The sequence below is a fragment of the Campylobacter concisus genome (assembly GCF_002914195.1).
GTDB lineage: Bacteria > Campylobacterota > Campylobacteria > Campylobacterales > Campylobacteraceae > Campylobacter_A > Campylobacter_A concisus_M.
This window is the reverse complement of the sequence record NZ_PPAU01000090.1, coordinates 416599-442531: the sequence shown is the minus strand read 5'-3', so window position 1 is coordinate 442531 and position 25933 is coordinate 416599. Positions and strand designations below refer to the sequence as shown.

The 25933-nt window shown below is 39.3% G+C and carries 26 protein-coding genes and 3 tRNA genes; 9 read left to right on the top strand and 20 right to left on the bottom strand.

The features are described 5' to 3' along the window. Positions 1-22: 22 nt before the first annotated feature. Positions 23-949: a ribose-phosphate pyrophosphokinase gene (locus CYP28_RS04440; RefSeq protein WP_103593227.1), complete on the bottom strand. Its 927-nt coding sequence runs from the start codon at positions 947-949 to the stop codon at positions 23-25. Between the two features lie 123 nt (positions 950-1072). After that, positions 1073-1477 (bottom strand): hypothetical protein, encoded by a 405-nt coding sequence (locus CYP28_RS04435; protein WP_103593226.1) that lies wholly within the window; start codon positions 1475-1477, stop codon positions 1073-1075. A gap of 130 nt (positions 1478-1607) precedes the next feature. Here CYP28_RS04435 and CYP28_RS04430 point away from each other — a divergent pair, with 130 nt between their 5' ends. Then, positions 1608-1967: a DUF488 domain-containing protein gene (locus CYP28_RS04430; protein ID WP_087579994.1), complete on the top strand. Its 360-nt coding sequence runs from the start codon at positions 1608-1610 to the stop codon at positions 1965-1967. 9 nt (positions 1968-1976) lie between these two features. Here the strand turns inward: CYP28_RS04430 and CYP28_RS04425 are convergent, their stop codons facing one another. From CYP28_RS04425 to gmhB, 14 genes are all read right to left on the bottom strand, one after another. Beyond that, complete coding sequence (locus CYP28_RS04425) at positions 1977-2801, bottom strand: pyridoxamine kinase (protein WP_103593225.1); 825 nt, start codon at positions 2799-2801, stop codon at positions 1977-1979. After that, positions 2802-3668 (bottom strand): radical SAM protein, encoded by an 867-nt coding sequence (locus CYP28_RS04420; RefSeq protein ID WP_103593366.1) that lies wholly within the window; start codon positions 3666-3668, stop codon positions 2802-2804. Between the two features lie 46 nt (positions 3669-3714). Continuing rightward, positions 3715-4737: a uroporphyrinogen decarboxylase gene (gene hemE / locus CYP28_RS04415; protein WP_103593224.1), complete on the bottom strand. Its 1023-nt coding sequence runs from the start codon at positions 4735-4737 to the stop codon at positions 3715-3717. A gap of 92 nt (positions 4738-4829) precedes the next feature. After that, positions 4830-5336: a YqhA family protein gene (locus tag CYP28_RS04410; RefSeq protein ID WP_103593223.1), complete on the bottom strand. Its 507-nt coding sequence runs from the start codon at positions 5334-5336 to the stop codon at positions 4830-4832. A gap of 16 nt (positions 5337-5352) precedes the next feature. Then, positions 5353-6378, bottom strand: coding sequence for an aspartate-semialdehyde dehydrogenase (locus CYP28_RS04405; RefSeq protein ID WP_103593222.1), 1026 nt, complete (start codon positions 6376-6378; stop codon positions 5353-5355). 49 nt (positions 6379-6427) lie between these two features. Next, complete coding sequence (locus CYP28_RS04400) at positions 6428-7582, bottom strand: sigma-54-dependent transcriptional regulator (RefSeq protein WP_103593221.1); 1155 nt, start codon at positions 7580-7582, stop codon at positions 6428-6430. Positions 7583-7594: 12 nt separating this feature from the next. Next, the gene (locus CYP28_RS04395) at positions 7595-7987 is read right to left on the bottom strand and encodes a hypothetical protein (RefSeq protein ID WP_087578732.1); all 393 of its coding nucleotides are present in this window, start codon (positions 7985-7987) and stop codon (positions 7595-7597) included. Beyond that, entirely contained in the window at positions 7963-8463 is a 501-nt protein-coding gene (locus CYP28_RS04390; RefSeq protein WP_021090035.1) for an LPP20 family lipoprotein, read from the bottom strand. The genes CYP28_RS04395 and CYP28_RS04390 overlap by 25 nt, the downstream gene beginning before the upstream one ends. Before the next feature lie 44 nt (positions 8464-8507). Further along, a complete protein-coding gene (gene gyrA, locus CYP28_RS04385) occupies positions 8508-11129 on the bottom strand; it encodes a DNA gyrase subunit A (RefSeq protein WP_103593220.1) in 2622 nt (873 codons plus the stop codon). A gap of 98 nt (positions 11130-11227) precedes the next feature. Continuing rightward, positions 11228-11623 (bottom strand): SseB family protein, encoded by a 396-nt coding sequence (locus CYP28_RS04380; protein WP_103593219.1) that lies wholly within the window; start codon positions 11621-11623, stop codon positions 11228-11230. A gap of 1 nt (position 11624) precedes the next feature. Further along, positions 11625-12194 (bottom strand): D-sedoheptulose 7-phosphate isomerase, encoded by a 570-nt coding sequence (gene gmhA / locus CYP28_RS04375; RefSeq protein ID WP_103593218.1) that lies wholly within the window; start codon positions 12192-12194, stop codon positions 11625-11627. Next, positions 12169-13587: a D-glycero-beta-D-manno-heptose-7-phosphate kinase gene (gene rfaE1 / locus CYP28_RS04370; protein ID WP_103593217.1), complete on the bottom strand. Its 1419-nt coding sequence runs from the start codon at positions 13585-13587 to the stop codon at positions 12169-12171. Before rfaE1 ends, gmhA begins: the two co-directional genes overlap by 26 nt. Beyond that, positions 13580-14569, bottom strand: a complete 990-nt coding sequence (gene rfaD / locus CYP28_RS04365) for an ADP-glyceromanno-heptose 6-epimerase (RefSeq protein WP_103593216.1) — start codon at positions 14567-14569, stop codon at positions 13580-13582. Before rfaD ends, rfaE1 begins: the two co-directional genes overlap by 8 nt. Further along, positions 14566-15081, bottom strand: a complete 516-nt coding sequence (gene gmhB / locus CYP28_RS04360) for a D-glycero-beta-D-manno-heptose 1,7-bisphosphate 7-phosphatase (RefSeq protein WP_103593215.1) — start codon at positions 15079-15081, stop codon at positions 14566-14568. Before gmhB ends, rfaD begins: the two co-directional genes overlap by 4 nt. Positions 15082-15173: 92 nt before the next feature. Here gmhB and CYP28_RS04355 point away from each other — a divergent pair, with 92 nt between their 5' ends. Together CYP28_RS04355 and CYP28_RS10600 are read left to right on the top strand one after the other, a co-directional pair. Beyond that, positions 15174-15476 carry a c-type cytochrome gene (locus CYP28_RS04355; protein ID WP_072594134.1) on the top strand — a complete coding sequence of 101 codons (303 nt, stop codon included), beginning with the start codon at positions 15174-15176 and terminating at the stop codon, positions 15474-15476. A 456-nt stretch (positions 15477-15932) separates the two neighbouring features. After that, positions 15933-16055, top strand: a complete 123-nt coding sequence (locus CYP28_RS10600; RefSeq protein WP_258032509.1) for a hypothetical protein — start codon at positions 15933-15935, stop codon at positions 16053-16055. A 28-nt stretch (positions 16056-16083) separates the two neighbouring features. Here CYP28_RS10600 and CYP28_RS04350 read toward each other — a convergent pair. The 4 genes from CYP28_RS04350 to CYP28_RS04335 all read right to left on the bottom strand — a co-directional run bounded on the left by CYP28_RS04350 (position 16084) and on the right by CYP28_RS04335 (position 20904). Then, positions 16084-16158: transfer RNA gene (locus CYP28_RS04350), tRNA-Met, on the bottom strand. 26 nt (positions 16159-16184) lie between these two features. Next, positions 16185-16259 (bottom strand) — tRNA-Gln (locus CYP28_RS04345). A gap of 107 nt (positions 16260-16366) precedes the next feature. After that, positions 16367-18445: a DNA translocase FtsK 4TM domain-containing protein gene (locus tag CYP28_RS04340; protein WP_430516120.1), complete on the bottom strand. Its 2079-nt coding sequence runs from the start codon at positions 18443-18445 to the stop codon at positions 16367-16369. A gap of 143 nt (positions 18446-18588) precedes the next feature. After that, positions 18589-20904, bottom strand: a complete 2316-nt coding sequence (locus tag CYP28_RS04335; protein WP_103593213.1) for a flagellin — start codon at positions 20902-20904, stop codon at positions 18589-18591. A 140-nt stretch (positions 20905-21044) separates the two neighbouring features. On the opposite strand from CYP28_RS04335, the gene CYP28_RS04330 reads away from it, so the two are divergent. The 6 genes from CYP28_RS04330 (at position 21045) to CYP28_RS04305 (ending at position 25811) form a co-directional block, all read left to right on the top strand. Next, a complete protein-coding gene (locus CYP28_RS04330) occupies positions 21045-21791 on the top strand; it encodes a YaaA family protein (protein WP_084041434.1) in 747 nt (248 codons plus the stop codon). 124 nt (positions 21792-21915) lie between these two features. Continuing rightward, positions 21916-22218: an HU family DNA-binding protein gene (locus CYP28_RS04325; protein WP_012001719.1), complete on the top strand. Its 303-nt coding sequence runs from the start codon at positions 21916-21918 to the stop codon at positions 22216-22218. 71 nt (positions 22219-22289) lie between these two features. Next, a tRNA-Leu gene (locus CYP28_RS04320) sits at positions 22290-22376 on the top strand. A 222-nt stretch (positions 22377-22598) separates the two neighbouring features. Then, the gene (locus tag CYP28_RS04315; protein ID WP_180997960.1) at positions 22599-23855 is read left to right on the top strand and encodes a tyrosine-type recombinase/integrase; all 1257 of its coding nucleotides are present in this window, start codon (positions 22599-22601) and stop codon (positions 23853-23855) included. A gap of 101 nt (positions 23856-23956) precedes the next feature. Then, a complete protein-coding gene (locus tag CYP28_RS04310; RefSeq protein WP_103593211.1) occupies positions 23957-25465 on the top strand; it encodes a hypothetical protein in 1509 nt (502 codons plus the stop codon). Positions 25466-25517: 52 nt separating this feature from the next. After that, complete coding sequence (locus tag CYP28_RS04305) at positions 25518-25811, top strand: hypothetical protein (RefSeq protein ID WP_103593210.1); 294 nt, start codon at positions 25518-25520, stop codon at positions 25809-25811. Positions 25812-25933: the final 122 nt, after the last annotated feature.

Here is a 25933-nt window from a genome sequence, read left to right as displayed (position 1 = left end):
TCAAAGCAAAAGCCAAGATTAATTAAAATAAGCTATTTACGCTTTCATTGTGATATACACGGCGTATCACTTCTCCAAATAAAGAAGCCGCACTTAGCACTTTTATGCAAGGAAGCTCCTCAGCTAGAGGGATCGTATCTGTTACTACTAGCTCATCCAAAAAGCCTAGTCTTAGCCTATCGTAAGCTGGTCCACTAAGAACTGGGTGTGTACAAAAAGCCATAACGCTAGTTGCGCCACGCTCTTTAAAAATTTCAGCTGCCTTTACGATCGTGCCAGCCGTATCGATCATATCATCGACCAAGATCACGTCTTTGCCATTTACGTCACCGATTATATTCATCACTTCGCTCTCATTTGCTTTTTCGCGGCGCTTATCAACAATAACCATGTCAAGATTTAAATTTTTAGCTAAAGCTCTAGCACGAGCAACACCGCCTACATCTGGGCTTGCAACGATTGGATTTGGTAAATTTTTAGCTCTTACATAATCATTAAAAATGATGCTACCATAAAGGTTATCAACCGGAATATCAAAAAATCCTTGAATTTGCCCTGCATGAAGATCCATAGTGACGACCCTGTCGATGCCTGCTGTTTGCATCATGTTTGCCACTAGTTTTGCAGTGATCGGCACTCTAGGAGCTGCTTTTCTATCTTGTCTAGCGTAGCCAAAATAAGGTACGATCGCTGTAATAGAGCTTGCGCTACTACGTTTTAGAGCGTCGGTTAGGATTAATAGCTCCATCAAATTTATATTTGCAGGAGCACATGTTGGCTGGATAACAAAAACATCTTTCCCACGCACACTCTCGCCGATCTGCACGCTGATCTCGCCATCGCTAAATCTTTTTATACTTGCCTCGCTAAGTGGAAGCGACAGATATTGTGAAATTTTCTTTGAAAGCTCGATATTTGCTGTGCCTGAGAAAATTTTATAGCCTCTCATAATGGTGACCTTTTTAGTGATTTTTATATTGGGATTTTATCAAAACGAGCTTTAATTTAAATTTATTATTTCAGATATTTTTTTAGAGTTAAAAAACTTATAAGGGTCTATACCGACCCTTGGTTAATTTTTATCTCCACAATCAAAAATTTGTGCTTTTATTCTATAAGATGCTGCAAACTGACTACCTCTAGGGCAAATATCAAGATTTTGTCCATAGTAGCAAAGCGGTAATTCATTTACAATATAAAGTACAACTCTTTTGCGAAGTCCAACGATCTCAATTGCCTCATTTTTTAGATCATTCATTGCGCCTTGTCTAAGCCCTTCAATAGTTGGATTCATTCTGCCATTTGCCTCGTCACTTCCCTCTGCTTCGCCTAAAACTTTACAGTTATAAGGTGTAGAATTTACCATTGCTATGCCTTTTGAATCTGGCAATAATGGCTTTGGCGTAAATTGTGGCGCTACACAACCAGAAAATAAAAATAAGATAGTGCAAAAAACTATCAAATTTGAAATTTTCATTTAACCTCCTTAAATAAATTTTGGCATTATTCTATTTAAAAAAAAAAAAAAAACGCAAGGTAAATTTTAAAAAATTATAAGTTAATCTAAAAAATTTATTCATTAACCTTACAGCATTACAATTACAAACATGTTTAAAGCTTATAGAATTTATGATTTTATCAAAGATGATAGTTTGGATATGAAGGCGGCTTTTGTTGATAGACTCTATCCAAGAGGCATAAGAAAAGAGATATTTTCAAATTTCCTTTGGTTAAAAGATATCACACCAAGCACTGCTTTAAGAGAGTGGTTTCATGAAGATAGAGAAGCTAGATTTGATGAGTTTTGTGAGAAATTTGAGCTCGAGCTTGATAATGAAAAAGCGCAATCTTGCTTTAAAATGCTAAAGAAACTAGAAAAAGAGCATGGCGATATAGCACTTCTAACAGCTAGCAAAGATATAAATCTTTGCCATATCGTTGTGTTATTAAAAATTTTAAATAAGTAGTTTGCCCGCCTATTTTGCAAGAGTGCCAAGCACCTTTTCAAACTGCACACCATACCATGCACGACTCTTATCTTTTAGCGTGACTTTAATGCTACTAAGCACAAAGTTTGCTGCCTTTTTGATGGCATTTTGCATGCTTTCGTCATTTATGAGTGAGCCAAAAAGCACAGAAGCAAATATATCTCCGGTTCCACTCGTGTGAAATGGCAAAAACTCGTGAAAATACTCTACTTTCTCTTTTGTCTTTGCGTCGTAAGCTATGATGCCACATTCATTTTGCTTGTATCTAATACCCTTTAACACAATCTTTCTAGCTCCAAAGCTAGCTAAGCCTTCAAGCAACTCTAAAATATAATCTTGCGTATAGTCACTACCAAAAAACGGCATCCCGCACATAAAGCTTGCTTCAGTTATATTTGGCGTGATGACGTGAGCCTTTGTGCAAAGATCACGCATTTTCATAACAAATTTTTCATCAAATCCGTGATAGAGCTTGCCATTGTCGCCCATGCAAGGATCTACAAGTATTAGTGGAGTAGAGTCATTAAACTCATTAAAAATTTTCTCTATCAGCTCAAGCTGACTAAAGCTGCCTAAAAACCCAGTATAAATTCCATCAAATGCGATATTTTCTTTGTGCCATACTTGTGTTATCTCATCAAATTCATCAGTCAGATCACGAAATGTGAAATTTTTAAAGCCAGTATGGGTCGAAAGTAGCGCAGTAGGCAATATACATGCTTCGATGCCTTGAGCGCTAATTATCGGAAGTGCGACAGTAAGGGAGCATTTGCCAACGCACGAGATGTCTTGTATTGTAAGGATTCTTTTCATTTATGCTCTTAGTTTGTAAAATTTTACTCCAGCAACATCTGCTAGATAAACCACATCTTGTTGCAAGAATTTTGCTAGAGTTTGCTTTGAAGAGTCAGAAAAATTCTCTTCAACATTTGCGATAGTTTGCGGACGACGCCTTAGCATTTCTAGAATTTCATCCTCACTAAAGTTATACTTTTGCTCTATTTTGTGAGCCTTAGCTATATTAACCGGTACGCCACTTATCTGCTTGGCTAGCTCCTCTAGTTTTTTGGCGTCTACACCCTTTACATTATAAGCTGGTGGGCGATCTATCGTGCCAATATCCACTCGGTGCGGAGCTATCTCATTTATCGCTGCATTGAGTGCTATAAATTCCTCTTCTTTGTCGTTAAATCCAGCCACAACCAAAATTTCAAGCACAAGTTCGCCCTTAAATTCCTTGCAAAATTTAGCCATCGCTTTTATAAGCTCATTTACTTCTATGCCACTTTTGTTGCGGTCTATCTTTTTAAATGTGCTTTGCACCGCGCTATCAAGGCTAAATTTCACTATATCAAGCCCTTGCAAGGCTTCACAAATTTTTGGGTCACACACGCCTGAGCCATTACTCAAAATAAGTGTTTTTGCGCTACCTTTTAGCTCATTTACTTTTGCTATCAGCTCTTTTAAGTGCGGGTAAAGAGTTGGTTCGCCATTTGCTGTAAGCGTGATGACGTCGATGTTTTGATAAGTTTTTAAAGCTTCTTTTAAATCGCTTATGATCTCGTCAACACTTGGCGGATTTTCTATCGCATTGACTACTTTAGCGCCACTTAGCTCACAATAAACACAGTCAAAATTACATGATTTTTGTTTAGGACTTAGATCTATGCCAAGGCTCATACCAAAACGGCGAGAATTTATCGGTCCAAAGACGATGCAAGGCTTGTTACCTTGCACTTTTTGTCTGTACCTGTTTTATAAAATATTTTGCATTCTCAACTGGCACATCAGGCAAAATTCCATGCCCAAGGTTGAAAATATGTGGCGCGCCTTTCATCGTGCTTAAAATTTTATCTATGCCCTCATCTATCGCCTTTTTGCTATAAAGCCTTGTTGGCTCCATATTGCCTTGAAGGACGTATCTTGGGCTAAGTTTTTCTTTCGCTAGCTCGATCGGCGTGCTCCAGTCGACGCCAAAAACGTCAAATTTACCTGAAATTTTATCCAGATAGCCACTTATTCCTTTTGGGAAAACAATGACTGGAATTTCTGGAAATTCAGCCTTGACGCTATCAACTATTTTATTAATGTAGTTAAATCCAAACTCAAAATAAGCCTGCTCTTCAAGCGCGGCTGCCCAGCTGTCAAAAATTTGCACCGCATTTACGCCTGCTCTTATCTGCTCTTTGACGTAAAGGATGAGAGCTTGCGTCACTTTTTCTAAAATTTGATGCAAAAATTCTGGATTTTGATAGAGCATTTTTTTGCAGACCGCATAAGTTTTACTGCCACCACCCTCGATCATGTATGTAGCTATCGTCCAAGGTGCGCCGCAAAAGCCAATGAGCGCCTTATCTTTGGCTAAATTTTCTCTTGTAAGCTTGATCGTGTCATAGACGTATGCTAAATTTTTAGTCGATTTTTCGATACTTAGCACGTCAAGTGCAGCTTTATCACGCAAAGGCTCTGTAAAAACTGGACCCTCGCCCTTTTCAAAACATAGATCCATACCCATTTCAAGAGGCACAACAAGGATGTCGCTAAATAAAATCGCCGCATCAACGCCTAGAATTTCAACTGGTTGAAGCGTGACTTCGCTAGCCTTTTTGTAGTCTTTGCAAAGTGACAAAAAATCCCCTGCTTGCGCGCGTACTCGCATATACTCTGGCAAATATCTACCAGCTTGGCGCATCATCCAAACAGGCGTATAAGGGGTAGGTTTTTTAAGACAAGCGTCTATAAAAATCATTAAATTTCCTTTAAATTTTTAAAGGGATATTACCTAAAAATAGCTAAAGAAAAGATGTAGGAGAAATTTTAAGCGTAAAAACGCTTAAAATTTTAGTGATCTCCCTTGTGAAGGAAGTAAAGTCCAAGGCAAAGTGCAAGGATAGAAGACGCAAGATAGGCCATCTCAAGCGGAGTTGTGAAGTTTGCGTGAAGCACCCTTTGGAAGAAATTTACGATTAAGACCATGACGATCACTTTGCCAAGCTTATCTTTTAGCTCATCAAGAGAGTGAACCTCTAAGACTTTGCTCTGCTTTGACTGCTTTAACTGTGTGATCTCTGAGATGAAAAGCTCGTAAATTCCGAAGCTAAATATATAAAGAACAAGCGCCATCAAGTATAGATCGATCGCTCCAACTATCTCACCAACGACTTCTGAGTGGAAATTTTCAACGTGAAAATCTGCGGCGAAGAAATATCTATAAACCTCTAAAAGCACCTTGCCAACATCATAACTTGCGATGATGAAAAGCACGATCGCACCTAAAAGTCCAAAAACTACTGGAAAAAGTGTAAAGCTGTTGCTAGCAAGCAAAATTTTTTCAAATATCTTACGCAATAAAAATCCTTCTTATTTACTCTTGCATCGCAATCCACTTTTGCGCGATCCTGACGGCATTTGTCGCAGCCCCTACGCGGATCTGATCGGCACTACACCAAAGATGAAGCACATTAGGTCTGTAATTATCAACTCTGATCCTACCGACATAAGTCTCGTTTGTATCGCTTGAGATAGTAGGCATCGGATACTCTTTTTTAGCTGGATTATCGACTACGACGACGCTTGGAGCTTTGCTTAAAATTTCTCTTGCTGCATCAGCACTTACATCTTTATCAAAGTGGATGGTGATCGCCTCAGAGTGGCTCCTAAGCACTGGCACACGCACGCAGGTAGCGCTAACCTCTATATCTTTGTGAAGAATTTTTTGCGTTTCATTGACCATTTTCATCTCTTCTTTTGTGTAGTCATTGTCCAAAAAGACATCGATGTGAGGGATCACATTTAGTGCTAGGCGGTGCGCAAATACCTTTGGCTCACACTCATCAAGCTTAAACTCAAAGAATTTTTGCATCTGAATGACAAGCTCTTCCATGCCCTCTTTGCCAGCACCGCTTGCTGCTTGGTATGTAGAAACATCAACTCTATTGATACTAAAAGCGTCATTTAGTGGTTTTAAAATTTGCACCATTTGGATAGTCGAGCAGTTTGGATTTGCGATGATACCGCGATTTTTCCACATAGCAATGTCGCTTGGATTACACTCTGGTACAACAAGAGGAATGTCTTTATCCATCCTAAAATGGCTGGTGTTATCGATGACTACTGCGCCACTATCAGCTGCAAATTTGGCAAATTTCTCTGAGACTGAACCGCCCGCACTAAAAAAAGCAATATCTATCTCATACTCGCTAAAAACCTTCTCGGTTAGCTCTTTTACCTTGTAATATTTGCCATTAAATTCGATCTCGTTACCAGCACTTTTTGCGCTAGCAAGCGGCAAAAGCTCTCCAACTGGGAAATCAACCTCTTCCATAACTCTAAAAAGCTCTTCGCCGACCGCTCCAGTAGCACCAACGACAGCTACGTTAAATTTTCTCATCTGCTCTCCTTATCTTTTTTAATTTTCGTAATTTTACTTAAATTTATGGCTATTTTTTGCTTCTGGCTTGTAAAAATAGATCTTTTGGTAAAATTTCATCGCCCTCGCTTAGTATCGCTGCACGCTGCACGACTGAGATGAGTTCCCTTACGTTGCCTGGGTAGTCGTAGCCCAAAAGCTCCTCTTTGGCTGCTTTTGAGAAATTTTTAGCCTCAAAGCCATACTCTTTGCAGCATTTATCCAAAGCATCCTGCGCGATAGGCAAAATTTCATCCTTTCGCTCGCGAAGCGGCGGGATGAAAAGTGGGATCGTGTTTAGGCGGTAGAAAAGATCCTCTCTAAATCTACCCTCCCTCATAGCAAGCTCTAAATTTGCATTCGTAGCGCAGATGATGCGAACGTCTATCTTTTCGCTCTTTGTAGCGCCAAGCCTTGTTATCTCGCGCTCCTGCAAGGCACGAAGCAATTTTGGCTGTAAATTTATAGGCATCTCGCCGATCTCATCTAAAAATAGCGTTCCGCCATTTGCCAGCTCAAACTGCCCTTTTTTTGTGGTCGCTGCGTCGGTAAAGGCACCTTTTTCAAAGCCAAAAAGCTCACTTTCTATCAAATTTTCAGGGATCGCAGCCATATTTAAAGCAACAAATGCCGCATCTTTTCTTGGTGAGTTTGCGTGGATAAATTTAGCAAAGACCTCCTTGCCAACGCCGCTTTCGCCACTAAGCATTATTGAAGCGTCAGTTCTTGCAGCTTTTAGCGCGATATTTTGCGTGGCTTCAAGCGCTTTTGAAGTGGCTAAAAAGCCGTTATTTTCACTTTTGCTTTCAACTTTTTTTATGCTTTTTGGAGTTTTTTGTTTTAGCGCCTCTACCCTTTTTATCGCCTCATATAGCGTTGAGACGTCAAATGGCTTTGTTAAAAAGTCCTTCACGCCGAGCCTAACGCTCTCGATCGCCTTATTAAGTGTGGCGTTTCCAGTCATTATGATGACGTCAAATTTGCCGTTTAACTCTTTAATGAACTCAAGTCCGTCCATCTTTGGCATGTTTATGTCGGTGATTATTAGATCAGTGTCGTCGCTTAGCTTTTTTAGAGCCTCAACTGCGCTCTTGTAACTCTTGATGTTTAGCTCTTCATACTCGCCAAGTGCGATCTCAAGCGACTTTCGCATATTGATGTCATCTTCTACTATGACGATATTCATTTGATCTCTTTTTCATTGAAGTGTGCCGATGATAGCGGATTTTGGCTTAAATTCCACCATAAATCTAACTGGCAAAATTTTCAAATTTGAAGCGTTTGTGACCTGTGCATTTTTGACATTAAGCTCATTTTTTATCATCACTTTTTTTAAAGCAAAGCAGTCAAAAATTTCATCTTTGTGTAAATTTAAAAAGCCAAGAGTTGTGGTATTTTCATCTTTAAAAGCATCTATCTGGCAAAGAAATTTTGGTTTTGGATTTGGCGAGAGGGTCATCGCCTTTGAAAATGAAATTTCTTCAAAGGCAACTATTTGATTTTTCGTATCTACCTTTGCCCAGAAGATAAACTCCTCTAGGCAAAAGGCGAAATTTAAAAGTATCGTTAGTAAGAAAAGACTTCTCGCCACTTATCTTCGTCTATCTTAAGCTCCATATTTACCTTATAAAGCCCGTCTTTGAAATTTTCATTCACGATCCTTGCATTTTTTACAAGACCTTGAACCTTTGAAGTGATAGATGAATCATTTAACATCGCGTCTCTTACGGTGTCTTCAGCGTTAATCTTTACGCCATAAAGCTTACCAGCAAGCTGAGAATAAGCATCAGCCATCGCTGCTCTTTTTGCAAGAGTGACCGACTGAGCGTATGAGAGCGAATTTAGCGGAGCTATGCCCTCGCCTGTGGCTCTAAAAGTGGTCTCTCTTGGAGCGCTATCATATATCATCTTCTCTTTTTTCATCACCTCTCTAAGATCGTCTTTATCGACCTTTTGGATGACTACGTTGCGGTTTGATGTGCTAGTTGGCTCGCCCATAAAGCCATTAAATGAGCAACCGCCAAAAACAGCGATCATCAAAGCAAAAGATAAAATTTTAACCTTCATAAACAACCTTTTTTATGCTTTTATTTAAAATTTAATAGCAAAATTTATTCCAAAAGCCCCATATCTTCGCTTGGTGCTTCGTCCTCGTCCTCGCCATCATCTGCCTTAGGGCATCTTGCGATACTTACGACATCATCGCCATCGACATTTACGACGATCACACCACTTGTGTTACGTCCTGCTTTGCGGATGCTTTGCATATCGACTCTTATCATCTTACCACTTGATGTTAGAGCCATAAGATCTTGCTCTTCATCAACCATCACAACGCCCACAAGATCGCCTGTTCTACTTGTTAGCTTCATGCAGATGACGCCTTTGCCGCCGCGGTTTGTCAAGCGGTACTCATCAGCGGTTGTGCGCTTGCCGATACCTTTTTGAGATATGCTTAAAATTTCTTGATCATTGCTTTCAATTACTGCTGCACCTACGACCTCATCGCCTGGCTCTTTAAATTTAATGCCAGTTACGCCGCGTGCAGTTCTTCCCATTTGGCGAACTTTGCTGATCTTAAATTTAAGACACATACCCTTTTTGGTAACGACAAATAGCATTGTCTCATCGCTTGAGTTTGCATCCTCTTCGGCATTTACATTATCTTCGTCGATCTCGTTTTGAAGCTCTTCAACTTCAAGCACCTCTGTCTCAACGCTTAGCTCATTTTCTGGGTCAGTTACTGGCATATCATCGTATGTTTGAGCGATGAGCGCAGTTACTAGCTCGTCGTTCTCATCAAGACTTATCGCTCTTACACCAACTGAGCGAATGTTTTTAAACTCACTTAAATTTGTGCGTTTTACGATGCCATTTTTAGTAAAGAATGCTAGCGATTTGCTCTCGTCAAAGTCAGTCGTTGGGATGATCGCTTTGATCTTCTCATCAGGCTGCAACTGGATCAAATTTACAACTGCCTTGCCCTTTGCTGTGCGGCTTCCCTCTGGGATCTTATAGACTTTTAGCCAATATAGCTGTCCGCGGTCAGTCACAAACATAAGCGTATCGTGAGTATTTGAAGTAAAGAAACTCTCTATAAAATCGTCATCATATGTCGTGACCGCTACTTTGCCCTTGCCACCGCGTTTTTGCTTCTCGTACTGCTTGCTTGGCACACGCTTGATGTAGCCGCGGTGAGTTATGGTTACAACCATATTTTCATTTGGTATGAGGTCTTCAATGTCGATATCATCGTAGTCATCAACGATCTCAGTCACTCTTGGTACTTTAAATTTATTTTTGATCTCAAGAAGCTCTTCTTTGATCAAATTCTCAAGCAGTGTCTCGCTCTTTAAAATTTCATCAAGTCTTGCGATCTCAGCCATAAGCTCGGCTAGCTCGGCCTCTAGTTTTTCTCTCTCTAGGCCTGTAAGCTTACTTAGACGCATATCAAGGATAGCGTTTGCTTGAAGCTCTGAGAGGTTAAATTTACTCATCAAGCCTTCTCTAGCAACCGCTGTATCAGCACTATTTCTAATAAGCTCTATCACCTCGTCGATATTATCAAGTGCGATCTTTAGACCCTCTAAAATATGGGCTCTTGCGCGCGCTTTTTCAAGCTCAAATATCGTTCTTCTAATGATGACCGTTTTTCTGTGATTTAGAAATAGCTTAAGTAGTTCGATAAGGTTAAATACTTTTGGCTCTTTGTTATTAATAGCAAGCATAATAACACCAAAAGTGCTTTCCATTGTAGTTGATTTAAAGAGATTATTTAGCACGATATCGCTCATAGCGTCGCGTTTTAGCTCGATGACTACGCGGATGCCGTCTTTATCAGACTCATCTCTAACCTCGCTAATACCCTCTATCTGCTTATCTTTTACTAGCTCAGCGATCTGCTCGATAAGCCTTGCTTTATTTGTTTGATATGGTAGCTCGTCGATGACGATGACGTCTTTGTTTGGCTTTTTTTCTATGTGAGTTTTGGCTCTTAGTTTGACCCTGCCACGACCTGTGCGGTAGGCCTCTATGATGCCTTTTTTACCAAAGATGATACCACCAGTTGGAAAGTCTGGACCTTTTATAAATTCCATTACCTCTTCAAGTGTAGCCTCTTTGTTTTCAAGAAGTAGTAAAAGACCGTCTATTAGCTCGTCAAGGCTGTGTGGTGGGATATTTGTCGCCATACCGACAGCAATACCGCTTGAGCCGTTTAATAATAAATTTGGCACACGGCTAGGCAAAACATCTGGCTCAACCTCTCTATCGTCGTAGTTTGGTACAAAATCAACCGTGTCTTTGTCGATATCTTTTAAAAGCTCTTCAGTAAGCATGGTCATTCTAGCTTCGGTATAACGCATCGCAGCTGCGCTGTCGCCGTCAATCGAGCCAAAGTTTCCTTGTCCATCAACGACTGGATAACGCATAGAAAATTTCTGAGCCATACGAACAAGTGCGTCATAAACCGCTGTGTCGCCATGTGGGTGGTACTTACCGATAACCTCACCGACGATACGAGCTGACTTCATATAAGCACTTCTGCTGCCAACGCCGAGGTTATCCATAGCGTATAAAATTCTTCTATGAACTGGCTTTAGTCCGTCTCTAGCGTCAGGCAAAGCACGTCCGACGATGACGCTCATAGAGTAGTCAAGATAGCTATTTTTTATAGAATCTTCGATATCAACTGAAGCGATATCTTGAGTTAATTCAAGTAGATTGTCTTTCATATTTATCCTTAAATTTAGCTTGTGGGATTTTAGCTAAAAATTGATAAAAACTTGCTAAATAGCAAATCAGCGACTTTGGCAATAGTGCGATAAAAATTTTAGTCTAAAATTTTTACTATCTGCTCTTTTTTAAGAATAAAATCATAGCTAAAAGCATCAACCACGATTCCAGCGTAACTACTCTCTTTTAGCATCGCAAGATACTCTTTTAGCCCTATCTCAATGCTCTCTTGCTCGCTATCGTTTCGCCAAAGCTTCATCGCTTCTTTGCTTGTAAATGCTGGAAAATAGCTAAGCTTCTCGCCTTCATCTTCAAGCAGGATAAATTTGATATTTGAGCCCTCTTCTTCATAAGCCACACCACCATCAGGCTTTGCGAGCGCTTGGTTTAAAAGCACCGGAGCGAAAAAGCTAGCCTTTTTTAAAGCCGCTATCAAATTTACCTCATTTTGCTGGCAAGGATCACTTAAAAATTTATCCATCGCTTCTTGCATTTTAGCTCCTAAAAGCCTCATCTACTGCCTGGCAGATCGTGTGTATGAAAAAGATATGCGACTCTTGAATTCTTGCTGTATCGCTTGAGCTAACGACTAAATTTAGATCACAATCCTCATTCATAGCGCCACCTCCTTTGCCGCTAAGCCCAAGTACCGATACGCCCATTTTCTTAGCACTTTTTATAGCTTCAAGGACGTTTTTGCTGTTGCCACTCGTTGAGATCGCCACGAGTAAGTCGCCAGACTGCGCTAAAGCCTCAAACTGACGTGAAAAGACATAGTCAAAGCCGTAGTCGTTGCCAATGGCCGTAAGTGCCGAAGTGTCGGTAGTTAGCGCGATACCGGGTAGTGGCTGGCGCTCACTTTTATATCTGCCAGTTAGCTCGGCCGCAAAGTGCTGCGCGTCCGCCGCAGAGCCGCCGTTGCCACATATCAGCACCTTTTTGCCATTTTTTAGCGTATCAGCTACCATCTGGCAAGCACGCTCTAAGCTATCCAGCAAATTTACATGCTCGCTAAAGATCTTTTGGTGAGCCTCGAGCTCATTTTTTATCATTGTTTTTAGCATCTTTTATCCTTTTTATTATTCCTGTCGTGCTTTTGCCCTCGACAAAATCAATCAGCCTGACCTCTTTTACGATATCGCTGCCAACGACCTCTTTGTCCTTGTAATCAGCCCCTTTTACAAGCACGTCGGGCTTTATCTTTGTTATCAAATTTAATGGCGTATCCTCATCAAATATCACGACGTAATCGACAAATCCTAGCCCGCTTAGCACGCAGGCTCTATCATCTTGCGAATTTATAGGCCTCGCCTCCCCTTTTAGCCTCTTAACTGAAGCGTCCGAGTTTAGCCCAACGACCAAAAGATCGCCAAGCTCTCTTGCTCGCGCTAGGTATTTTACGTGCCCAGCGTGTAAGATATCAAAGCAGCCATTTGTGAAAACGACCTTTTTTTTATCTTTTTGGCTCAAAATTTCTTCTAACTCCTCAACACTTTTAAGCTTGTGTTCGAAATTTGCTCCAAATGAGCTATTTAACAGCTGTTCGATCTCGCTAAAGCTAGCCGTTGCGCTGCCGATCTTAGCCACTACAACGGCTGCTGCGAGATTTGCTATCTTTATCGCCTCTTTTATATCAGCCCCATTTGCTAGCATGTAGCCAAGTGTAGCAAGCACCGTATCTCCAGCGCCAGTGACGTCAAAGACCTCTTTTGCCTTAGCAGCAAAGATGTGTAGCTTGTCGTCATAAAGCGCGATACCCTCTTCTGATATCGTGATGATCGAATAGGTCAAATTTAGCTCGTCTTTTAGCTGCTTTATCGCCTTTTCAAGCTCGGCTTTGTCTTTTATCTTTAAATTTGTAGCCTCGCTCGCCTCTTTTTTATTTGGCGTTAGAAGGGTCGCATTTTTGTATTTTGAGTAGTCGCTGCCTTTTGGGTCTATGAGCACTGGGATATTTAGCCTCACGCACTCGTTTATGATCTCTTGACAAACCTTTTTGCTAAGCACACCTTTGCCGTAGTCGCTTAACAAGACAGCCTTGAAATTTGCAAGGTTTTCTTTTACTTTTAAGATGAGCTCATCTTCTAAATTTATCTTGACAACGCTCTCTTTATCTATCCTGACAACTTGCTGGTGCGATGCCATGATACGGCTTTTTATCGAGCTTTCACGCCCTTTTTCAGTAAGGATCAGCTCATCTTTTACATTTAGCTCAGCAAGCTTCTCTTTTATCTTCTTGCCAGCATCGTCATCTCCTAAGACGCTAGCCACGCTCACGTTCGCACCAAGAGAAAGGAGATTTCTCACCACATTGCCAGCGCCACCAAGCGTGTAGTTTTCGTTATTTATCTTTACAACCTGCACTGGTGCTTCAGGCGAGATGCGCTCGCAGCTGCCCCATATGTAGTGATCTAACATGAGATCGCCGACGACTAAAATTTTAACTCTCTTAGCCATTTATCTCTTCCTTATAAATTCTCTTTATCTCTGGCAAGTAGTCTTTGATTGCCTCTTCTAAGCTCCACATAGCACTAAAGCCAAATGCCTCTCTAGCTGGGGCCACGTCAGCCTCGGTGTGAAACTGATATGAGCCGATAAATGGGTTTTTTATGTATTCGTTGCCTAAATTTACACCGATCTCACGCTGTAAGATGTCAGCTATATCTTGAAAGCTTCTAGCCTTACCAGTAGCTGCGTTGTAGACGCCACTTGGCGCGTCAAGTGCTTTTATGTTTGCGTCAATGATATCTTTTATGTAAACAAAGTCTCTTTTGATCTGGTCGCTGCCCTCAAAGAGTCTTGGGGTCTTGCCAGCTAAAATTTGCAGACCAAACTGAAGCACCATCGAGGCGGTTTTGTTTTTGAAAAACTCGCCCTTGCCAAAAACGTTAAAATATCTTAGTCCAACCACGCTCACGCCACACTTTGCGTAAATTTTATTGATATTATCCATGCTTAGTTTGCTAAAGCCATAGACGTTATTTGGCGCTTCGCACTCGCCAACGGTTTGTGGGCTCTTTGCGTTGCCATAAGTCGCCCCTGAGCTTGCATAGATCATCTTTGCGCCCAAACTCTCGCAGATATCAAGCAAATTTACAAAGGCATTTACATTGGTTTTTATTAGCTCATCTTGCTCTTTTACGGTCGTATCTGAGATCGCTGCCTCGTGGTAGATGACGTCTGGAGCAAAGCCTTTTATCTTTTCAAGCGTGCTATGATCGTTGATGTCGCCAGCGTAAATTTCACCCTTAAATCCAAGTAAATTTTTAAAATGGCCAAAGCTTTTTAGGTTGCCGTTGCTAAATATCTCGTCGTTTCTAAATTTATCCACGACAAGCACGTGAGCATCTTTAAAATTTTCGTCAAAATAATGTGCCAGCGCCGAGCCGATAAAGCCAGCGCCGCCAGTTATAACTATCTTTTTTCCGTTTAAATTCATAGTGATTTTTCCTTTTTTAGCTTATTTAAAACATCTCTTACATCTTTAAAATTTATCCCATCAAGTAAGAAATTTCTACCCACACCCGCTCTTTTACCAGCCTCGACGTCGCTTGGTTTATCGCCTATCATGAGCGAGTTTTCAAGGTTTAAATTAAACTCTTTGCAAGCATCAAGTATCATCTTTGGATTTGGCTTTCTGCAGGTACATTTTTGCTCTGGAGCGTGTGGGCAAAAATAGACTTTGGTGATGAAAATTTGCTCTTTTTTAAAGCTTTCAAGCATAAATTTGTTTAGAGCGTCAAACTGCTCCTGCGTGTAGTAGCCTCTGCCGATGCCTGATTGATTTGTCACAACAAAGAGTTTATAGCCAGCATCGCTAAATTCTCTCAATGCGTCAAAAATGCCATTGATAAATTTAAAATCTTTTATCTCGTAAACATATCCAGCATCTTCGTTTATTACGCCGTCTCGATCTAGAAAAAGTGCTTTAATAGGCTCATTTTTATTCATTTGGTGATTATAGCCAAAATATTTTAACTAGCTTCTTGCGAATTTACCTTTTTGTACTATAATGCATAAACTTTTTTTACAAAGGATGAAAAATGAAAAAATTACTAATTGTTTCTAGCGTTGCGGCTCTACTTTCAACTGCTGCCTTTGCTGCAGATGGTGCTGCTATCTACAAAAAATGCATCGCCTGTCATGGTGCAAAAGCTGAAAAAATGTTCAATAATAAAGTTCCAGCTTTAACATCTCTTGATGCAGCAGCTATCGAAGAGGCACTAAAGGGTTATAAAACAGGAGCAAATAAATTTGGTCTTGGCGCTATGATGAAACCAATCGCTACTCCAATGAGCGACGAAGATGCAAAAGCAGTAGCTGAATACATCCAAACTTTAAAATAATAATTAGGGGCATTCGCCCCTCCTGCATTTTTAAATTTATACTAATAATCCATAAAACATATAGTAGATAGGAATTTCTCTTTTTATATTTAAAAGTTATGAAACCTTTTTTTACTAATCTTTCTTTTTACATATTAAAACAAAACTATTCTAGTCTTCAAAGCCATAAAACAACGCTTAGAGATAGCTAAGAGCGTAAGTAAAATAGAGGCTCGTAAACTCTTTACTGAAACAAAAGACGACCAAGTGCTTCGTATGACATACTACTGGGTATCTCAAGGGGCTTATGATAACTGCAAAGACCTACCCTTAAACAAGTGCCCCATAACTCATCTAAACCACGATATAGCAAATCGTATGTGGTGGGCTGTAAGAAACCATCTATGATATAAGGGAGAAAACAACACTCACGGATTATACGTATTACGCCATACAGTGGCTTCTAGGTTAGTGAGCTTGAAGGGATTTAATGCTCATAAACTGATGGCTTTTATGGGTCATACAGATATCAAAAGTAGCTTACACTACGTTCATCTCAATGTTGATGATATACGTGATGGCACGGGGGTTGGCGTTTAGTTTTTAAATGATAAAGATACGAGGTATTTGGTTGCGGAGGACGGATTTGAACCGCCGACCTTCGGGTTATGAGCCCGACGAGCTACCACTGCTCTACTCCGCGATAAGTATTATTTTGGATTTAAAAAGTGGATGGGGTAAGAGGATTCGAACCTCTGAATGACTGGACCAAAACCAGTTGCCTTACCGCTTGGCGATACCCCAATGTTTTTAAGAGTTGTAATTATATAGATTTTAATGTGCTTTGTCAAGACTTTTTAGAATTTTAATAAAAATTAAAATTCTAAAATTAAAATAATTTATGACTTTAGCTATAAAATTTCTCTTTGTCCTTTTGCATTCACTGGACTTAAAACACCCATTTTCTCCATTTGCTCTATTATGTTTGCAGCTTTGTTGTACCCTATTTTTAAACGCCTTTGCAGATAACTGATCGACGTTTTTTGCTCACTTAAAATGATCTCTTTGGCCTCTTCGTAAAGTTCATCAAGTTCATCTTCTCCTAGAGGACCAGCAGCCACGCTTCCGCTTGTACCTTCTTCTACTAAAAATTTCTCGTCATAAACTACATCTTGTTGCTCTTTTAAGAAATTTACAACCGTTTCTATCTCTTTTTCGCTAGCAAATGGTGCATGTAACCTTATCACACCAGGGCTTCCTGGAGGTGTAAATAACATATCTCCTCGTCCAAGCAAGCTTTCAGCTCCCATTTGATCCAAGATGACCTTACTATCGATTCTCTGCCCTACTCTATAGCTTATCCTACTTGGCAAATTTGCCTTTATAAGGCCAGTCACGACATCAACGCTTGGGCGCTGGGTTGCCACTATCAAGTGTATACCACTAGCTCTTGCCATCTGTGCTAGACGGCCGATATAAAGCTCCACATCCTTGCCACTAGTCATCATGAGATCAGCAAGCTCGTCAATGATCACAACGATGTACGGGAACTGCTCTCCGCCCTCCTCTTTCATCTTTTCATTGTAGCTCTCTATATTTTTCGTACGAGTTTGGCTCATTATCTTATATCTTCGCTCCATCTCAGCGACCATATTGGCAAGTGCAGTGATCGCCTTTTTAGCCTCTGTAATAACCGGCGTCAAAAGGTGTGGGATGTCGTTATATATGCTAAATTCAAGCATTTTTGGATCGATCATCATTAGACGCAAAGTTTGCGGGCTATTTCTATAAAGTAAGCTTAAAAGCATCGCGTTTATACCCACACTCTTACCTGATCCCGTTGTGCCTGCGATTAGCAAATGAGGTAGTTTTTTAAGGTCAGTCACAAAAGGGGCACCGACGATATCTTTGCCAAGTGCCATAGTTAGCGGGCTACTTGCATTTTTAAAGACTTCGCTCTCTAAAATTTCTTTTAGATAGATTGTTTCTAAATTTTGATTTGGCACCTCGATGCCTACGACATCTTTGCCAGGGATCGGCGCTTGAATACGGATAGTTTGAGCTTTTAGTGCCATCGCTAGATCATCTTGAAGTGTTAAAATTTTACTTACCTTGATATGCGGAGCTGGGCGAAACTCAAATGTCGTGACGATAGGCCCAGTATAAGTTCTAACCACATCACCGTCTATTTTAAACTTACGGAGTTTATCAAGCAAATTAGAAATTTGCTGATCGATTTCAGTTTCATTGACACTGTGCGAGCGTTTTGGCGGATCGTTTAAAAATTTAAGCGGTGGCAAGACAAAATTCTTTGGCTTTTCCACATTTCCTCGCTCTATTTGATCAAGCAACTTCTTGTTTTCAGCCACTTCGTTTAAAATTTCAACTCCGTTTATAGTTGAGGCTCTGCTCTCTTTTTCTGACTCAGGCTCTAGCTCTTCATCTAAATTCTGCTCATCATCATTTAGTACCTGAGCTTCTATAAGTTCTTCTTCTTTTATATCATTATTCTTTTGTTTTTTGCGTTCGATTTTTGGAAGTTGTTTTTGTTTTATCTCTTTTAAATTTCTCTCTTCATGGACTTTTATCTCTTTATCTACAAAAGCCTTTCTTAAAACAATGATAAAATTTTCCCTAAAAGCAAGCCCAAGTGAGATAATAAACATCATAAGTATAGCAACCGCAGTGCCGATAGAGCCGATCACCTCTTTTAAGGCACTAACTATAAAATTTCCAATTATACCGCCATTTATGCTCGAAGCACTCAAGGCTTGAAACATCAAAAAAGCTACAAAAAAGAGGAAAATCCCTACTAAAAACTGTGCAAAATCAAAATCAAATTTCTTAAAATTTTTATAGACAAAATAGCCCAAAATGATCAATAAAAATGGATAAACATACGCTATAAGTCCAAAATACTTGATATTTAAAAAACCAAGGCTTTGTCCAAGCGAGCCAACAAAATCAGCAGTTGGAGCAGCTGTAGCGATACCAAAGTATATAAAAATGCAAACAAAAATTGTAAATAAGATATGTCGTAAAATTTTAGATCCTTTATAAAAAAGGCTTATTATAGCACGCTTGAGTTTAATTTTAAAAAATCAGCAAGCTAGGTGACCTGCTGATTTAAATTTTAATTTAAATAATTTAGCAAGCTTAGTTGATTTATCTTTGCGCTTGCTTGTAGGGTTGCTTGATAAGATAGTGAAAGCTGCGTAAATTTTAGATATGACTCCGCATAGTCTGCGTCAATTACATCATTTTTAACAGTTTGCACATTCACTTTCATTACTTCGGCTCGCTCTTTTGTAGCTGTTAAAAGTTTTGATTGAGAGCCGATCTTTGTAAGCTCTTTATTTGCATGATCTATTAAATGATCAAGCCTTTGTAATGCGCCTTGCATGCCGGTATTTCGTGGGTCATTGCTATTTGCATCAGCTCTATAATATCCCTTTCTAACAGCTTCGATCATATTATCAAGGTCTTGAAAAACGCTCGTACTTGGCTCATCAATAGTTAAGGCATTATTTTCATTAAAGCTAAAGACAGAGCCTTTTCCTTGAGGGTGGCCAGCATTACCAGCCGTATCTCTACCAGTGCTATCTCCATCAAATTTATCACTATTTTTTGCATCATGCATAGTTACTTCTATGTTTGTTACTGATTTTGTCTTATCAGTTAAAACCATTCTGCCCTTATCATCTAAAGTTGTCTCTACTGCACCTTTAGTTTTTGATAGAGCTTCTTTATATGCATTATAGTTTTGATCTCTTTTTACTTTTTCTATATCTGTATCAAAATTTGCATTTTCTGCATGTGGAGGATTTGGGATATTATCACTTGCTGCCATAGCAACTATATCCATGAGCTGCCTATAAGTAAAATCACTAGCGTAAGTTCTGTAACTTCCAAACTCATCTGAGTTATAGACTGTTAAATTTCTAGTTGGAGAAGGCGTACCACCTGGTGGTGTAGATGTTATTTCAAATTGCACTGGAGTATTTGTACCCCCTGCTGTACCCATTTTTACTTTTATGTCATATTTTGTACCAGTGATTGACTTTACTTGTAAATTTATCTCTTGGTTGTCGATATTAAAAAGCTCTCTCTTTCTAGCATCGACATCTTTTGGATATAAATTTCTATCGTAGCTCTCTTTTGTACCAGAAACTTCGCTTAGCTTTGTCTGATCTGTTGCATATTCGCCCGTTCTTCTAGCTACTTGCGGTAAATTTGCTATTAGCTCGTTATCCTTTCTCTCAAATCTAACCTTATCATAGTCAAATGCATTTGTCGCATTTCCATCTTTATCAGTATATTTGCTCTTTACAAATTCAGTGATATGAACCGTTTTTGGAACGTTATTTGCCATTGTTTCAAGATCTTCAAGAGAATTTACTGCATCAAGTGCGTTGTTTTGAGCGATTGCACCGCGATTTGGTGCTACTGATGTGGCTGCAACCATATGAAAGTCAATAGTTTGATTACCTTTAGTAAGATCTTTTATATTAAATTGTCCATCGTTATTTATACTTACATCAACAACTTTTGTTGTTTTTGTATTGCCAAATTCCATGCCGATTTTTTCCATAAGTCCAGCCATTGTTGTATTTGCACTCATCTTAAATTTGCTAGTAAATGTCGTGCCATCTGGCTTTTTGCCTTGCATGAAAAAATACGTATCTGGAAAATTTACATTTGAATTATCTAAAAAATCATAATCTGGATTTATTGTTCCATTGTAAGAGCCATCATTTCTAACCACTGAATCACTAGCGTAATTTAGCCCAATCATATTTTTTATCTTGCTGTTATCGTTTAGAAATTTTGGCGCATAAGAGATGTCGGTTCTAGTTTGATCAGCTAAACGAACATTTGTGGTCAAAATTTTACTGTAATCACCGTCTTTTCCTAAAAATAGATCATATCCTGGGATATTATAAGGAAGCTCAACCTGAGCGCCAGCTGATGTCTTCATATAATCACGGTTGCCTTGATATTTTCCTGCACCATCTATTGGCTTTGTATCAACAGCGCTTCCAGAAAACAAAAACTGCCCATTAACCGAAGTATTTGCAATATTCACAAGGTGATTTTTTATACCTTGAAGATCATTTGCTAAAGCCTCTAGCGATGTCTTACTATGCACGCTGCTAGCTGCCTGGACTACTTTTGTCTTAAAATTTTCAAGCTGTTTTTCAAACTCTTGCAATGCATTATCTGTATTTTTTGAGAAATTTACAGATTTACCAGTGGCATCAACTACTTGAGTGAGAGTAGTCGCTTCATAATCAAGCCTCATCGCATCATTATAAGTCGCAGCACCATCGTATGGATCTTGAATTTTCAAACCATTTGAGAGCTGCTTGTAGCTTTTATTTACACCAGTCATATTTTTTTGGTAGTCATGCAAAGTCTGACTAAAACGTAGTTGGTTTGTTATTCTCATAATTTTTCCTAAATTTTTTATTCACTCTAAGCAAAAATGATTCCGCTTGTTTTTATATCGGTAAAAATTTGATTTTTTTTAGCATAAAAAGTTTATTGTATAATCCAACAAAAATTTATATATAAAATTAGGTAAGAAAAATGGCATTAAAAATTCTCTTTTCTCCAAGCGAAAGCAAAATTTCTCTAAATACGAATAATAAATTTAATGGCAAGGATTTGATATTTCCAGAACTTTTTGACAAAAGAGTTGAAAATTTAAACAGATATGATGAGTTTTTAAAAAACGCAAATTTAGACGAGATAAAAAAGCTTTTTGGGCTAAAAGAGCTTGAAGAGAGCAAGCAGCTGCGAGAAAGCCTATCTCAAAAAGGCAGCATAAAAGCTATTTTAAGGTATGATGGCGTAGCTTATAAGCGTCTAAACTATCGTGGTTTAGACAATGAGGCACAAAAATATATAGATAATAATGTTTTAATATTTTCAAATTTATTTGGGCCTATCTTAGCAAAAGATGAGATACCAGAATACAAACTAAAGCAAGGTGAAAAGCTAGGTGGCTTTGAAATTTCAAAATTTTATGAAAAAAAATTTAGTAAAGCGGTTGATGAATTTTTACAAAATGATGAAATTTTAGACCTTAGAGCTAAGTTTTATGAAAAATTTTACACTATAAAAAAGGAATACATAACTTTTTGTTTTGTAAAAAATAAAAAAATAGTGAGTCATCACACAAAAGCATATAGAGGCGAAGTCTTGCGTCAGATAGCAAATAAGCTTATAAAAAATAAAGATGAACTAATGAGCTTAAATTTTAAAAATTTAAAGCTTATTGATATGAAAAAGATTGGTCTAAAGACCGAGCTTATGTTTGAAATTTGCGAGTAAATTTTTAAAAAAATTGCATTTTTTGTTAAAAAAACGTAAAAAAGAGCTAAATTTGGGGAAAAAGTATTGTATTTTTTTTTAAAAGAGTGTAATATAGCCACATAACTTCTTAAAAGGATGGTTCATGAAAAAAGCTGAATTTATTCAAGCTGTTGCCGATAAGGCTGGTCTTTCAAAAAAAGATACTCTAAAAGTTGTTGATGCTACTTTGGAGACAATCCAAGCAGTTCTTGAAAAAGGCGATACAATTAGCTTTATAGGCTTTGGTACTTTCGGTACTGCTGACAGAGCTGCAAGAAAAGCTAGAGTTCCAGGAACTAAAAAAGTTATCGACGTTCCTGCTAGCAAAGCAGTTAAATTCAAAGTTGGCAAAAAACTTAAAGAAGCAGTTGCTGCTGGTGCTGCTAAAAAAGGTAAAAAGAAATAATTTTCTTTTTCGGGGAGCAACTCTCCCCTTTTTTCCTCTCATACAAAAATTAATTTTCAATCTTAACTTTAGCCCGAGTGGTGAAACTGGTAGACGCGCCAGACTCAAAATCTGGTAAGGGCAACCTTGTGTCGGTTCGAGTCCGACCTCGGGCACCATTTATCCCGAAATCTCAAGTTTAAAAAGCCTGACGAAATTCCCTAATAGACGCATATAACAAATAAAAAAGGTAATGTCAATACATCTAATCCGATAATTATCGCATTAGGTGAAAATACCTCTTTTTACGGTTATTTTTGTATAGATTTGTATAGCTAGTCAACATCTTATAATTAATCTGAATAGGCGAAAACCTATATCTTTTTTTAAGGATGTTTGCTATGGCAAAAACAAAAAACTCTATTATGACTTTTAAACAAGTCGATGAGTGGATTTTAAGGCAAGATACGGGCGGTAAAAACTACACCGTCCGTTATTCAATCCCCGGCTATCCAAAATTTAAATTGGAAGTCTCCCCAAAAGGCAAGAAAGTTATTCGCTTTTACTCTCCGCAAAACGGAAAAGCCGTGTTCGTGAAAATCGGGGAAATACCGTATATAACCTTTGAAGCTGCGTTTAAAAAAGGCGCTAGCTATGTCAATCAAGAGGAAGAGCCGCGAAACGCTCGAACCTTTAGAGAGGTTTGGACGGAGTTTATAAAGAAAAACCCGCTTAGGTTTAAAAACAAAACTATCCATAGTTATAAAGTTCGAACAAATAAACATATCCTAAACACGAGTCTTGCGGATATGGATATCTCCGATATTTCCGTAAGCGATCTTAAACTTCAAATTTTTAACGTCTGCGAGCATATTCCTGCAACTAATGTGAAGCTCTTTTATGTCATCGACAACGTCCTTAAATTTGCGAAAAAAAATAATTGGATCGCCGAAAACGTCCTTGAAACCTACAAATTCAATAACGATTACGAGGTACCGAACAAGAAAAATACCGAACATCACCCAAAAATAGTTAATCCGCAAGATTTGAAAAAATTTCTCGAAAATATTTGCTTAACGCCTAAAATAGCCCTAAAGAAAAGAATTTTAGTTCTTTTTGGCCTTGAGACTGCTTTGCGTAGTATGAATATTTTTGGGTTACGGTGGGATGATATCGATTGGGATAAAAAGCTCGTAAAGTTTGATAAGTCAAGAATGAAGGGCGAGTTAAAAACCGAAAAAAGCCGTCAAGATTTTATACTTCCGCTGAGCGGTACTATGATTGAACTTTTGACATATTTGAAAAAGCTTGAAAAATCAAACGGTAAGGGGCTAGTTTTTGACGGCGTTGCCGACCAAGTCATCAATTATTTATTAAAAAAGATGGCAAATATCACAAAGCATGGCTTGCGAGGAAGTTTTAAAACCTTTGCTATGAAGCAGATGGTAAATCATGGAATCCCAAACTATATTATCGAAATGTATATGAGCCATATTCCTAGCATGAACGACGTAGAGGCTGCATATACCGATTTGCGATATGACGATATCGAGATTCAAGATATGCTGCGAGAGCTCGCGGAGTGGTGGGATCGTTATCTACTCTCGTTGTTTAATTTTAAAGAAGTCTTGCTAGGGGTTGAATGTAATGATGACTGATTGTTTTGGGGGGCAGATTTTGGAGCCTTGCCCCTCACATAAAAAATACAATGTAATAATATCCAAAAGTCGCTTAAATCCTAATAAAATCGGGGCTTTGTATGGCGACTATCGATAGAAAATTTTTAAGCATAGATAACGGCGAAGTGATCGGTGATGAGCTTCTTGCTCGCTCTAGCATTGGTCGAGAAGTCCGACTGCGAACCGTGGATATCTCGAAAACTCTCGAAAAAATCGGCTTTACGGCTCTTGGTATCGCCGTAACCCTGCATAATTCTGGCATTCACCGCCGTGGCGCTTGCGGCCGCATGAGTGCCGTCGAAGCTGCTCGAGCTCTCGAAAAATATCTAAAGACATTTATCGAGAAAACGCTAAAGCAATATCCGATCTTTGTCAGTTACGTATTCGAAGCCCATCGGGGCGGTATGCCGCACATTCACGCCATGGTTTTTTGCTTGCCGCTACATTGTCAAAAAATTGCGGCTATTTTAGAGCGGTATTTGTCGCGCAAAGCCGTAACCGTCGATGTTTTAAGCCCCGAGTATCTATTCAAAGAGGGCACGGGCGAGTGGAATTTGCAGGCGAAAACAGCGCAAATCCTCGGTTATGATGTTTCGAAGCTACTCCGCAAAACTGTGAGTGAGTACGAGGGGGACAAAAAGAAAACCTATAGATGCGATAAAATTAAGGGCTTACAGGATTGCAAAATTTTACACAGCATGCAAAATTTTCAGCTAGCAAAGAAGTACCCGAATGCATATATTGAGCTCGATATATTTATGAATCAGCTTTTAGAAGCTTGGAATAGCACCTTTGGAACTAAGAAAAATCGCGCAAAGATGTCCTCTGAAATGTCGCCTGAAAACAGAGCGCCATATATTTTGGAGAAGGTCGTCATATTCCCGTCGAGCATTAAAAGAAATCGCAAGCCCAAAAAGACGAGTAAAAAAGAAAACGCAAAACCTCTTGATCTAGATTTGCGGGCAAAAAATGGCGATCGATATCATGCCTGCAACTGCCGGGTTTTTCTCTCTGAACGGCAACTAAAAGCCCTAAAAATTGCAGCACGGCAACAAAAGAACAAAGCGGGGTTAATTCACTTAATCCGCTTGCTTTTTTCGAACTATCAAAACGGCTTAATGCCTGCATTGTCGCCGTCGCGTGCGGCTTCGTATTTAAACTTTGTCCTTGAACGGCAACGGGCACAAGAAAAAGAGGCTCGCGCAAACCGCAAGCTCGCGCGTGAGTATGGCGCGGAAAGCATAGATTGGCTTTATAACTATCACTTGCACCGCGATATTTTCGGCGAAATAAAAGTCGAAGTCCACGAGACTTGGCATACGGAACTTTGGTCGCGGGGGCTTATGTCTGATATTTCTAGCAAAACTCGTGATTCTCTAATTGAAGAGCTGCTCGATACCGAGGAATATTTTGATCTAAGCCTAGATGAAAAAAAGGCAAAAATGGCCGAGCTATTTCCGAAGCGAGAACGCACGGCAATTTTAGAAAAATCGCCGTTAAAAATAAATGAAAGCGAGCCGCAAAAAAAGCCCGAGCCTTGCCTCTTTGCGCCTGCTGAATTGATCCCGACCGTTAGTAGCAATTTTTAATCACTTCTGATCTATCATGTTTTTAATTAAACTAAACAAAAGGAGGCCTTAAATGGCAAACGATTTTATTGCAAATGTTGCTCAAACGCAGAGCCAAAAAACCGCTCAACCGCAAGAGCAAAAACCTGCGGAACAAAAAGAGAAAAAAGAGCTAAGTCCTCGAGGGAAGCTCGTTAAAGAACTAAATGCTCTTGTTCTGAAAATAAAAGGCATTGACAAACGCGAAGCCAAAGCGAAAAACGCTTTGGAAGCTGCGAAAAGCGCTTTGACGAAAATCGAGGAAGAGCGTGCTGAAGTTGAGGCGCTTGCGAAAAAGTTCGAGCTCGCGAACTCTGCTTCTGTTTAAACCCCCTTGCGGGCGAACGTTTAGCTATACCCTCGCGGTATAGCGATTAGTGAGCTCACTAATCGCATAAAGCGACGTTCGTTTTTTAAAGGGGTGCAAGACCCCTTTAAAAAAATAATACA

Bases quoted from the DNA above. Each gene is read 5' to 3' on its own strand.
- CYP28_RS04440 (WP_103593227.1), bottom strand. From the start codon at position 949: ATGAGAGGCTATAAAATTTTCTCAGGCACAGCAAATATCGAGCTTTCA.
- CYP28_RS04435 (WP_103593226.1), bottom strand. From the start codon at position 1,477: ATGAAAATTTCAAATTTGATAGTTTTTTGCACTATCTTATTTTTATTT.
- CYP28_RS04430 (WP_087579994.1), top strand. From the start codon at position 1,608: ATGTTTAAAGCTTATAGAATTTATGATTTTATCAAAGATGATAGTTTG.
- CYP28_RS04425 (WP_103593225.1), bottom strand. From the start codon at position 2,801: ATGAAAAGAATCCTTACAATACAAGACATCTCGTGCGTTGGCAAATGC.
- CYP28_RS04420 (WP_103593366.1), bottom strand. From the start codon at position 3,668: ATGAGCCTTGGCATAGATCTAAGTCCTAAACAAAAATCATGTAATTTT.
- hemE (WP_103593224.1), bottom strand. From the start codon at position 4,737: ATGATTTTTATAGACGCTTGTCTTAAAAAACCTACCCCTTATACGCCT.
- CYP28_RS04405 (WP_103593222.1), bottom strand. From the start codon at position 6,378: ATGAGAAAATTTAACGTAGCTGTCGTTGGTGCTACTGGAGCGGTCGGC.
- CYP28_RS04400 (WP_103593221.1), bottom strand. From the start codon at position 7,582: ATGAATATCGTCATAGTAGAAGATGACATCAATATGCGAAAGTCGCTT.
- CYP28_RS04390 (WP_021090035.1), bottom strand. From the start codon at position 8,463: ATGAAGGTTAAAATTTTATCTTTTGCTTTGATGATCGCTGTTTTTGGC.
- gyrA (WP_103593220.1), bottom strand. From the start codon at position 11,129: ATGAAAGACAATCTACTTGAATTAACTCAAGATATCGCTTCAGTTGAT.
- CYP28_RS04380 (WP_103593219.1), bottom strand. From the start codon at position 11,623: ATGCAAGAAGCGATGGATAAATTTTTAAGTGATCCTTGCCAGCAAAAT.
- gmhA (WP_103593218.1), bottom strand. From the start codon at position 12,194: ATGCTAAAAACAATGATAAAAAATGAGCTCGAGGCTCACCAAAAGATC.
- rfaE1 (WP_103593217.1), bottom strand. From the start codon at position 13,587: ATGGCTAAGAGAGTTAAAATTTTAGTCGTCGGCGATCTCATGTTAGAT.
- rfaD (WP_103593216.1), bottom strand. From the start codon at position 14,569: ATGAATTTAAACGGAAAAAAGATAGTTATAACTGGCGGCGCTGGCTTT.
- gmhB (WP_103593215.1), bottom strand. From the start codon at position 15,081: ATGAATAAAAATGAGCCTATTAAAGCACTTTTTCTAGATCGAGACGGC.
- CYP28_RS04355 (WP_072594134.1), top strand. From the start codon at position 15,174: ATGAAAAAATTACTAATTGTTTCTAGCGTTGCGGCTCTACTTTCAACT.
- CYP28_RS04335 (WP_103593213.1), bottom strand. From the start codon at position 20,904: ATGAGAATAACAAACCAACTACGTTTTAGTCAGACTTTGCATGACTAC.
- CYP28_RS04330 (WP_084041434.1), top strand. From the start codon at position 21,045: ATGGCATTAAAAATTCTCTTTTCTCCAAGCGAAAGCAAAATTTCTCTA.
- CYP28_RS04325 (WP_012001719.1), top strand. From the start codon at position 21,916: ATGAAAAAAGCTGAATTTATTCAAGCTGTTGCCGATAAGGCTGGTCTT.
- CYP28_RS04315 (WP_180997960.1), top strand. From the start codon at position 22,599: ATGGCAAAAACAAAAAACTCTATTATGACTTTTAAACAAGTCGATGAG.
- CYP28_RS04310 (WP_103593211.1), top strand. From the start codon at position 23,957: ATGGCGACTATCGATAGAAAATTTTTAAGCATAGATAACGGCGAAGTG.
- CYP28_RS04305 (WP_103593210.1), top strand. From the start codon at position 25,518: ATGGCAAACGATTTTATTGCAAATGTTGCTCAAACGCAGAGCCAAAAA.